The 9,388-nt window shown below is 45.7% G+C and carries 9 protein-coding genes and 2 pseudogenes; 5 read left to right on the top strand and 6 right to left on the bottom strand.

Features of this window, described 5'->3' with window-relative positions:
- The 3 genes from F6K49_RS31025 to F6K49_RS31035 all read left to right on the top strand — a co-directional run.
- On the top strand, positions 1-669 hold a 669-nt coding region (locus tag F6K49_RS31025), incomplete at its 5' end, for a glycosyltransferase family 4 protein (protein ID WP_293102845.1).
- A 572-nt stretch (positions 670-1,241) separates the two neighbouring features.
- Positions 1,242-2,456, top strand: coding sequence for a glycosyltransferase (locus F6K49_RS31030; protein WP_293027207.1), 1,215 nt, complete (start codon positions 1,242-1,244; stop codon positions 2,454-2,456).
- Positions 2,457-2,624: 168 nt separating this feature from the next.
- A complete protein-coding gene (locus tag F6K49_RS31035) occupies positions 2,625-5,009 on the top strand; it encodes a hypothetical protein (protein WP_293102849.1) in 2,385 nt (794 codons plus the stop codon).
- A gap of 23 nt (positions 5,010-5,032) precedes the next feature.
- On the opposite strand, the gene F6K49_RS31040 is transcribed toward F6K49_RS31035, so the two are convergent.
- Positions 5,033-5,248 (bottom strand): hypothetical protein, encoded by a 216-nt coding sequence (locus tag F6K49_RS31040; protein WP_293027199.1) that lies wholly within the window; start codon positions 5,246-5,248, stop codon positions 5,033-5,035.
- Positions 5,249-5,549: 301 nt separating this feature from the next.
- Between F6K49_RS31040 and F6K49_RS31045 the strand changes: the two are divergent.
- Positions 5,550-5,753 (top strand): annotated as a pseudogene (locus F6K49_RS31045) (Uma2 family endonuclease); the annotation flags it as partial.
- Between the two features lie 111 nt (positions 5,754-5,864).
- On the opposite strand, the gene F6K49_RS31050 reads toward F6K49_RS31045, so the two are convergent.
- The 4 genes from F6K49_RS31050 to F6K49_RS31065 all read right to left on the bottom strand — a co-directional run bounded on the left by F6K49_RS31050 (position 5,865) and on the right by F6K49_RS31065 (position 8,305).
- Entirely contained in the window at positions 5,865-6,149 is a 285-nt protein-coding gene (locus F6K49_RS31050) for a DUF1816 domain-containing protein (RefSeq protein ID WP_293042898.1), read from the bottom strand.
- 68 nt (positions 6,150-6,217) lie between these two features.
- Positions 6,218-7,267, bottom strand: coding sequence for a 23S rRNA (guanosine(2251)-2'-O)-methyltransferase RlmB (gene rlmB, locus F6K49_RS31055; RefSeq protein WP_293027193.1), 1,050 nt, complete (start codon positions 7,265-7,267; stop codon positions 6,218-6,220).
- A gap of 14 nt (positions 7,268-7,281) precedes the next feature.
- Positions 7,282-7,770: a ribonuclease III domain-containing protein gene (locus F6K49_RS31060; RefSeq protein WP_293027190.1), complete on the bottom strand. Its 489-nt coding sequence runs from the start codon at positions 7,768-7,770 to the stop codon at positions 7,282-7,284.
- Positions 7,771-7,948: 178 nt separating this feature from the next.
- Positions 7,949-8,305 carry an STAS domain-containing protein gene (locus F6K49_RS31065; RefSeq protein ID WP_293027215.1) on the bottom strand — a complete coding sequence of 119 codons (357 nt, stop codon included), beginning with the start codon at positions 8,303-8,305 and terminating at the stop codon, positions 7,949-7,951.
- A gap of 591 nt (positions 8,306-8,896) precedes the next feature.
- Between F6K49_RS31065 and F6K49_RS31070 the strand changes: the two genes are divergently transcribed.
- Entirely contained in the window at positions 8,897-9,121 is a 225-nt protein-coding gene (locus F6K49_RS31070; protein ID WP_293102852.1) for a hypothetical protein, read from the top strand.
- Here F6K49_RS31070 and F6K49_RS31075 read toward each other — a convergent pair.
- Positions 9,072-9,388 (bottom strand): annotated as a pseudogene (locus tag F6K49_RS31075) (carbamoyl phosphate synthase small subunit); the annotation flags it as partial. The gene F6K49_RS31070 and the pseudogene F6K49_RS31075 overlap by 50 nt on opposite strands.

A 9,388-nucleotide genomic window follows, 5' to 3' on the forward strand; every position in this document is an offset into this window, starting at 1 on the left:
CTTGTGGTCACAACACCGGAGGATCAAAGCCAGATAGCTGCCTACAAGCCATCGGGTAAAATTGTGGTGATTCCCAATGGGGTGGATTTGACTCAATTTCCCCAACGCACTGCTGACCCAGGGGGACATCGCATAGTGTTTATTGGAGCTATGGATAACCGAGCCAACATTGATGCTGTAAGCTTTTTCAGCTTGGAGGTATTTCCAGCCATTAAAGAACGCTATGGAGATGCTACGCTAGACCTGGTCGGAGCAAGACCAGTACCTGCAGTATTGGAGTTGGCAGAATTGTCGGGAATTACGGTCACCGGTCGTGTGCCATCAATGGTAGAGTATCTCCATCAAGCAACTATCTGTGTGGTACCGATGCGCACTGGCTTTGGCATTAAAAACAAGACCCTCGAAGCAATGGCGGCTGGGGTACCTGTAGTGGGAAGCGATCGCGGTTTGGAGGGACTAGCGGTTGATGGTGCCAATACACCCCTGCGAGCATTGCGGGCAAATCATGTTCAGGAGTATATTAGCGCCATCACTCGTTTGTTTGAAGACCCACAACTGCGAGCAAAGTTGTCCCAAAACGGGCGCTTATTGATCGAGGATGAATACACCTGGGATCGGGCTAGTCAATGCTACGAACAAGCCTTAACCCAGTCAGTGGTTAGAGGTTAGTGGAATACAGTAGTTTGGGGACTGAACCCCTTGACTCCTCTTCCCTCTGTTCCTCCTGTTCCCATTGTTTGCCCTCTTACTCCCTACACAACCAATTCTATTCCAGAACCGTGGCAAACCCCTCTAAATCACCGTCACTGGAAGTCATAGAGAGATTAGGCTACCTGGTGTTTGGTAAATCGGTAAATTTGAATTTTTAACTATATTTTCTAGAGGAAAATTCACAATTAGTATAAATGTATTGGTATGAAGATATAATACATTTATACTGTCCAGTTTTTTGGATAGTGTTCTTTGTCGTTGTTTTTTGGGTTTTGGGTAATAGGTAATCGGGAATTACTCTGGAGTAATCAAAATTATCAAAAACCCCAAGCTTGGCAATATCGATGCTCAAGGATTTGATATAATGGTGATTTGGAGTAAATTAACATGAATAAATGTTAAAAAAAGTTTATAAAAATTTTAAATAGTATAAATAAATTCATTCTTAACTCAGGTAAAAAGTGAGATAAGAATGAATTATTGCCTGCCGTTTCCTTGTTGCCAATTATTTGTCCAAGTAGTAACGTCCTATGAAGATTCTAATGATCTCCACAACCTTTCCCTATCCGCCAACGCGGGGGGCAACTCAGGTCAGGACGTTTAATTTACTCAAGTACCTGAGTGAGCGTCATGCTATAACCTTGGTTACTCAACGTTCTGAGGATATCACGGACATCGAGGTAGAAAAATTGCAGCAGTGGGTGGAAGAACTGGTGATTTTTCCCCAACCGCAGCCATCAGAACAAGAGGAAGGCTTAAAGGAGAAATTACAGCGCTGGAGTACCATTTTGCAACAGGGAACGCCCCAGAAAGTGCTCCAACTCTACTCAACTCCAATGCAGCAATGGGTGGATCAGGCTGTGGAGGCGGGAAAATTTGACCTGATTACCTGTGAACACAGTACCAATGAAATTTATGTGCGACCAGAGTGGCGGAAGCAGCTGCGAACTTTGGTGAATATTCATCATTCTGTATACCGGAAATCCCTGGACAAGCTCGAAACCAAAACATCAGACAATCAGCTGAAAGACAAGTTAAATTTGCCCCTATTACGTCGCTATGAAGAGCAATATTGTGCTAAGTTCACAGACATTATAGTCACAACAGCAGAAGATAGACGGCAAATAGACTCATTTGAGTTGGACAGTAAAATTACATTGATTTCTAATGGGGTTGATGTTCATCTATTTCCCCGGCGCATCTCTGATCCTGGTGGACACAGATTAGTATTTACTGGGGCGATGGATAACCCACTAAACATCAAAGCGGCTCGTTATTTTAGCCTAGATGTGTTCCCAGCAATTACAGAGCGCTATGGTGATACCAAGCTAGAATTAGTCGGACCCAAACCGGTGCAGGCGGTGCTAGAGTTAGAAGATATACCAGGGATTAGTGTAACTGGCTCGGTGCCTTCTTTAGTAGACCACCTTCATAAGGCAACCATATTTGTGGTGCCAATGCAGAGTGGATTTGGGGTAAAAAATAAAACTCTGGAAGCGATGGCAGCGGGAGTACCGGTCGTGGGAAGCGATCGCGGTTTGGAGGGATTGACAGTTGATGGCGGGGATGTCCCTTTGCGGGCATTGCGAGCAAATGATACAACAGAATATGTTTATGCCATTAGTCGGTTATTTGAAGACCGCCAGCTCCGTAAGCAATTGTCGGAAAATGGGCGAGCGTATATTGAACAGAAATATACTTGGGAACGTGCTGGTGAACTGTATGAGCAGGTAATCACAGGTTGAAGGGTTTAGGGTGCACTTGTTTTAGATTGAGCAAGGGGGAATGACAAAGACATGGACAATTAGCCTTTAAGTCCAAAAATCTGTACTATTTGGCTAATTACTATCTATTGCCCCCAAGATTTTTTTCAAACTAGGAAAAAACTGGAAAGATAAACCATTAAAACATCAGTGCAAAAGTCTAGTAGAGGTGGTTGGTTAACAACCTTGGGCGCGATCGCTGCCTTAATCACCACTAGCGGTATCATTGCCGGTAGTATCTGGGTGGCGGTTATGTTAATTATTGACCCTGATTCGATTGTCTGGATCAATCACATTTTGCCGAGTTGGGCTCGTATCCCCCAGACTGTTCCCTCATCTGCCAAGACATTTGCCCAAATTCAAGGGGAGATTCGTGAAAATGGGCTAACGGCGGGCACACCCCTTGCCCTTAACTCTGAGTTGCTGCTACCGATTTTGGGATCACCACCATCATGCCAAAGTAATTGTGACCAGATCGTGGAACTCAGAGTCTATCAGCCTCTTGAACAAAGCCATAGCGAACAGCAGTATTATCAGCTAGTTAGTCAGCTGCCTATCACTGCCCCGGTCGAATATTTTGTGCTGTCTACCCAAGTCAACACAGCATCCGGTGATGCTAGTGTCTCTCGTTCACTACCTTTAACCAAACTCGATCGTTTCGATCAACAAGCTCTAGAGGAAGGGTTTTGGTTCAACCTCTCGGGTCAAGTGGTCTCAGAGAATACACCCGAGAGCTATGGACAAATTATTCACTACAATCAAGACCAGACACACCTGAGTATGATGTTGGAGTGGACAAGCCCTAATGAAGGTTCTCCCTATTGGCAGGAAGTGACCGGTGGTGCTACTCCAGAATTAGTGGTTAATCATACTGTAGGCTTGGAACCCCAGTTCAAGGTTTACCAAATTAAACCTCGCTCTTTTGTTCCCAACCCGATTTATCTAGAGGAAATTTCCCTAACCCAAGCAGCGATAGATACTAAACCCTATCAGAATGGTTTAATCCTAGCCCGTCATGGTTTGTGGTCTGATGCTTGGCAATGGTTGAACCAACAGAGACCAAAACACTGGTCAGCAGAGGCTCAAGCCCAAATAGATTTGGTTAAACTGCACGCTCAGGTCACCGAGTCTCAGGCAAATCAAATTTGGGCAAGTGCGAGTGCTGCTATCTTTGCCTATCTCCTGGATGGTCGCTGGGCGGAGGCAAAAACAGTGTTTCAGACCGCAGTGAATGGTGCTCAGTTGGGGGATATTATCACTATGCTAAAGACCGATTCTGGGGGATTGTGGGGGCGGGTGGAAGGAGCACTAGAGGTCAATCCTGATGACAGCAATGTGCAAGTTTGGGGAGGGTTGATTTTGGCAGCCCAGGAAGACCCTCAAAAAGCGATCGCATGGGTTAAGGAATTACCTCAAACTAATCCCCAGGTTTACCAACTCCTCAACCATATGGACAATGCCTTAAACCCAGTTCCAGCCATCGTCAGGCACTTCAGTCAACTGGTTGGCAATTCAGAAATCATTCAAACTGTCAACGCAACGGATTGGCTGCAACCGGAAGATGGAGATGGGGGAATAGGAGAACAGCACTGCCAAAGGCAGCAGGAAAGTACTGAATTGGTTTCTATAGCAGAGGAACAGAGTATAGCACTTTCCCCCCTATCCCCCTGCCCATCTGTTCCTCTGACTCTACAAAAACAACCGGAGCAAGTTTGGTATCAAGTACAGGTAAAAGCATTTCACGATGGTCAGGGTTGGCGGTGGATGCCGTTTTCTGATTTACGGCTGCCCACTTTGACCAAGGGAAAGCGACTGTGGCGATATTTGGGCTTAGACGTTGACCCCCAGATTCGGATTAGCCTTTGGAGTGAGAATGGTATCCAACAATCAACCACAGCTACGGTCAAGGGGGTTTCCTACCAGGAAGGGATGATTAAGCTGTTGGCAGCAGGTGGGAAACTCCCTAGTGACACCGTGGCTATTGATGGATCTAATCAGCACCTGCTAGCACACACGGAGACGGCTCTGCGCTGGTTAGACCCAAGTGCGATCACTTTGTCAGCACTCTACCACCTTAACCCCGAGTCGGTGTCAACCATGCTGCCAGTACTCTGGCAGGAGTTAATCAACAGTGGTCAGTTCTCCCCAGGACCCCTTCCTAGTTTACCAATGATGCTTCAGGAGATCGGGCATTGGTCAGTTAGACCGATCGAGCTGACTGGCAACAACCAGCCGGAAGCGGTGCTAACCTTATATCAAGAAATATCGGTTACCTCAGAATCTACAGAGGTGGGTCTATCGGATAGTATTAATGACGGGATGGATACAGATCGGGCAACTACTATCTACAAACCCCGCACCATGATTTTTTCTGACACAGGAGCCTTACTCTACAGCGAATTTTCCCAAGATGCCAGCAGCTCCATGACAGCGATCGCGGATTTAGGGGATGGGGGTCCTGCGGCTATAGTCATTGATGAACCAAATAACTATAGCCTTAAGCGTTGGTCAGCCAAGCATCAGCGTTTTCAGTAATGCCTGTACTTAAAGGCATTAGTTTAACGCAAAACCAACCGTTGTTGCTTAAGTAATTGCTGCTGCTGCCAGAGGGATTCAACTTCTGCCTGTAAGTGAAGGTACTTTACTTGCTGGTCAACCCCATAAACCGATGTCATCAGTTTCTTCAGCTGGGGGTCGCCAGTGACAACAGAACGGCAATTGCTCTGCCAGTGGGCATCGGATAAATCGGTCAGATGGTCGGAAGAAGTTAACATTTCTAGACTAAGTATTTTTGCTTTCTCACAACACCACGTAATTTTATCCTGAATTTCCAGCACATGCTAACTATACTTGGAGCGGTTAGCTTATATCATGTCCGGTTGAATACTTATATCATGTCGGGATAATTACCCTTAATAAAAATCTCCCCCATCTCCCTATCTCCCCATCTCCCCATCTCCCCACACTTCCCCTCCTGGGAGGGGTTAGGGGTGGGTCCCACCCTCCCTCTAATTATGGGTATTCAACCTGACTTGATATTAATCATTCCACTAAGGAGACAGTCATGATCCAGCCTCTCGCACTGATTCCCTCAAGCCTCTACAGGAAAAGATGCCAGACTATTTGAACAGTGGTTTACGTTTAGGCTGGTTAATTAACCCCCAGGGCAAAGAGGTTGAAATCTATCGTCCCAATCAAGCTGTTGAGACTGCTAAATTTCCTGTTACTTTGTCAGGGGAAACTATTCTGCCTAACTTTGAGTTAGCTTTGCCGCTTTAAATTACCTCAGCAGGTTAGTAAGTAACTGCGGACTCATACTTGTAAGTAGAGAGTATTAGAGCGTTTTCATCCTTCACACTTAACACGTTACAGGTTAAACTTCATCCTTTGTCAAAAAATCGGCTTACTTAAGCTAGAGGATTTCTCTAGTTCAGTCTGTTCTGGCAACTCATCAAAAATTGTTAGTCTATTGGGTTTGCAGCGTTTGAGAGTTACCATGATGCCTTGAGCTCCTTCATTGTCTAAGTCTTCAATATATCCATATTTGGCAGCCTGAGCCTCCTGCTGGTTAACAAAGGGTCCAAAGTAGTAGGTACACTTGGGGGTTTCGGTGATGATTTCCACCCAAAACGCTAACCCGAAGAGGTCTAAGATTTTGATTAAGGATTCTTTCATGACATCCACCTAGTTTCCAGGATAATCTCTGTTAATTTAATCGGCTTTTAAACCTTTTTATCCTCCATTTACTCTTCTTGTTTCACAATCTGTTGATTGGAAGTACTATCGATATACAGTAAGTCTGACCAACGCTGCCGATAAGTTTCATATAACACCATAGCAGTTGCTACTGAGGCATTGAGGCTAGGGGTCTTACCCTGTAATGGAATTGAGACTAACATGTCACAGCAGCTTTGTGACCTTAGGCTTAAACCATTACCCTCTGAACCTATTACTAATACTACTGAACCAGTCAAATCAACTTTGTGTAAAAGTTTACCAGTACCGGCAGCAGTTCCGTAAATCCAAAAGCCCGCAGCTTTCAACTGCTCTAGGGCATTACTAAGATTGACAACTCTGGCAATAGGAAAGGTTTCTAGAGCTCCTGCTGCCACTTTCCTTACAGTTGAGGTGACACCAACAGCTCGACGTTGGGGTATGACTAAGCCTTGAGCCCCTAGAGCTTCTGCCGTACGAATAATCGCCCCTAAATTTTGAGGATCATTAATGCCATCACAAGCCAATAAAACTGGCTGCTCAGTTGCCCATTTTGCTTTGTCAATTAAGTCATTTAAATCTATGTACTGGTAAGGTGCAATTTGAGCTGCCACACCCTGATGGTTACCACCTTTGGTAATTTGGCTCAGGCGTTTTGGTGCTACTTCATCAATTACTGTACCGTTAGCCTTGGCTTGAACTAGTAAAGAGTGAAAGCGAGGATCGTAACGCAGCTGGGAAATAATCCAAACTCGGTTTAGCTGGTGCTGGTTTTGGAGAGCTGCTAGAACTGAATGACGCCCGTAGATTAAGTCACTCTCTTCTTCTGTGCTACTTACAAGTTTTGACTTAGGGTACCCATGCTGCTTCGGCTGAGTTTCCTCGGAGTAATGGGAATGTTTTGGCCGTGGCTTTCGAGAGTGGTAGTTCTTTCGAGGGGGTTTGCCGTTCTTTTGAGAATTGGCTGAGGTCGAACGAGATAATTTTTTATTCTCACCTTGCCGATCAGAGGACTTCCCTGACTTGATCTGACCAGAAGCATCAGAGGAGGCATCAGAGGAGGGGTTTTGATTAGCCATAATAGAATTAGGATTTATGGGGTATCCAGTTGTAGATGAGCCAATAACTGGGTCAAGCGTTGAGTATCAGTAAGGTAGAGGTATCCCAGTAAAGTTTCTAAGCTACTAGCTTGTTGATAGATTTCTCGATTGAGACGCCGGGGGCTCTTTGTAGCAGCATTCCGTCCGCGCCGTAAAACGTCTTTTTCAGAAGCAGTTAGGTAAGGTTCAAGCGATCGCAAAATCTTAGCTTGGCTTTCTGCTCTGACGTGAGCCACTACCTGGTTATGATAGTCACAGATTCGCCTCGGTGGTAGCAGATAGTGGGTTCGGATGTAGAGTTCATAAACAGCATCTCCTATATATGCCAAGGATGCTGGGGAAATCTGTTGAATTTTGGCAATTTGATCAACTTTCGCCATGAATTGCCTAAATCGAAACTCTGTCCACAATACTATAGAGTCAGTTCCACCGCCATGGCTATCCTCTTCCAAGGGGTCTAATTGTGCATCTGTTTGAGCCATCTTTGGGGTCTCACGGTCTTTTGTTTACTAGACCAAATTTGACATCCTTCAACAATTTCTGCTTAGAGTATTCAATACATTAGCAAAACGGCAACTTACTCACACTCAACTCTCACCGATTCCCCACTGCTTCTGAAAGTGAAGGCGGGTTTTGCCCCCGCCATCACCATCGATTTTGTCACTTAGACTTGATTTTCTCCACAGCTACCGTCAGAGAATCTTGCAGGGAGAAAAATTTTTCTAGGCGCACTAGTTTCACAGTTTGAGTCACCCGGGGATTGGTCACGACTTGTAGACTTCCGTCAGAAGTTTGAGCTTTCTTTACTAGCTGCACCAAAGCACCCAAACCAGAGCTATCGACAAAATCAATTTTAGATAAGTCCAGAATAATATCCGCTGGACCTTCATCAATACATTTGCCAATAACGTTACGGAGAGTAGATTCCGAAAAGGCATCTAGCAATCCAGTAAGGCGGAAAATTTGATAATTTGACTCGACTTGGCGAGTGCCCCTTAAACTGACTGTAAGGGTTATTTGTTCAGGAATAACACCCTCCTCGATATAGCTTATAAATATCAATAATCTAATACTTCTACTGTCAAGTTGACTACTGTGACAGTAGATTGATGACTTGGTTACCGTTGATAAACGCGCCCTATAACCATACCTTGGCTTGTTGCTTAGCACGTCAAGGGGCTAAAACAACGTCAATTTTAGATTATACAACAGTATCAGAGTTTGGGGGGTAGGGTGACCGGGTCTAGCGGTAGGGTAAAATTAAGCCAGCCATGATTCTAACCGATTAATCATAACTGAAGCATATTTCTTGGTTTGCTGGCAATGTAGGGGCTATTTTCTAGTCCCACACCCGGTCACCCTACAGTTGGGGTTTGGCATCGGGGATTGCACGCGATGCTCCTGGGTCGCCGCTACGCGATGAAGCTAAGCTTCCGCTAAAAGCGAACGCAAACCCTCGCAGAACCAATCAGGGTCTAGTCTAGGGTCTAGGGCGTGTCTTCTTGCCTCGGAGATCCCCCATGATCCCCCTTAAAAAAAGGGGACTTTGAGTATGGCTCCCCCCTTTTTTAAGGGGGGCTGGGGGGGATCATAATCTTGCGGAAAACTTTGAAAACACGCCCTAGGCCACGCTACGCGATTAGCCTACGGCCACGCTACGCGATTAGCCTACGGCCACGCTACGCGATTAGCCTACGGCCACGCTACGCGATTAGCCTACGGCCACGCTACGCGATTAGCCTACGGCCACGCTACGCGATTAGCCTACGGCCACGCTACGCGATTAGCCTACGGCCACGCTACGCGATCGCATCAGCTCGACAAACTGCTTAAATAAATAGTCAGCATCGTGAGGACCAGGACTAGCCTCTGGGTGATACTGTACTGAGAAGAACGGTAAGGATTTGTGACGCAACCCTGCCACAGTGCGGTCATTGAGATTTAGGTGAGTAATTTCCACCTGATCCCCTAATGTATCGGGATCAATAGCAAAACCATGGTTTTGGCTAGTAATTTCCACCATTTGCTGCAAACCGGCTGGGTGATTCAAACCTCGGTGACCAAATTTAAGTTTAAAGGTCTGCGCTCCTAGGGCAAGAC

The organism is Moorena sp. SIO3I6 (assembly GCF_010672095.1).

What these genes read in the sequence shown, in the direction of transcription:
- F6K49_RS31060 (WP_293027190.1), bottom strand. Translation starts at nt 7,770, where the DNA reads ATGGCTCAAACAGATGCACAATTAGACCCCTTGGAAGAGGATAGCCAT.
- F6K49_RS31040 (WP_293027199.1), bottom strand. Translation starts at nt 5,248, where the DNA reads ATGTTAACTTCTTCCGACCATCTGACCGATTTATCCGATGCCCACTGG.
- F6K49_RS31050 (WP_293042898.1), bottom strand. Translation starts at nt 6,149, where the DNA reads ATGAAAGAATCCTTAATCAAAATCTTAGACCTCTTCGGGTTAGCGTTT.
- F6K49_RS31030 (WP_293027207.1), top strand. Translation starts at nt 1,242, where the DNA reads ATGAAGATTCTAATGATCTCCACAACCTTTCCCTATCCGCCAACGCGG.
- rlmB (WP_293027193.1), bottom strand. Translation starts at nt 7,267, where the DNA reads ATGGCTAATCAAAACCCCTCCTCTGATGCCTCCTCTGATGCTTCTGGT.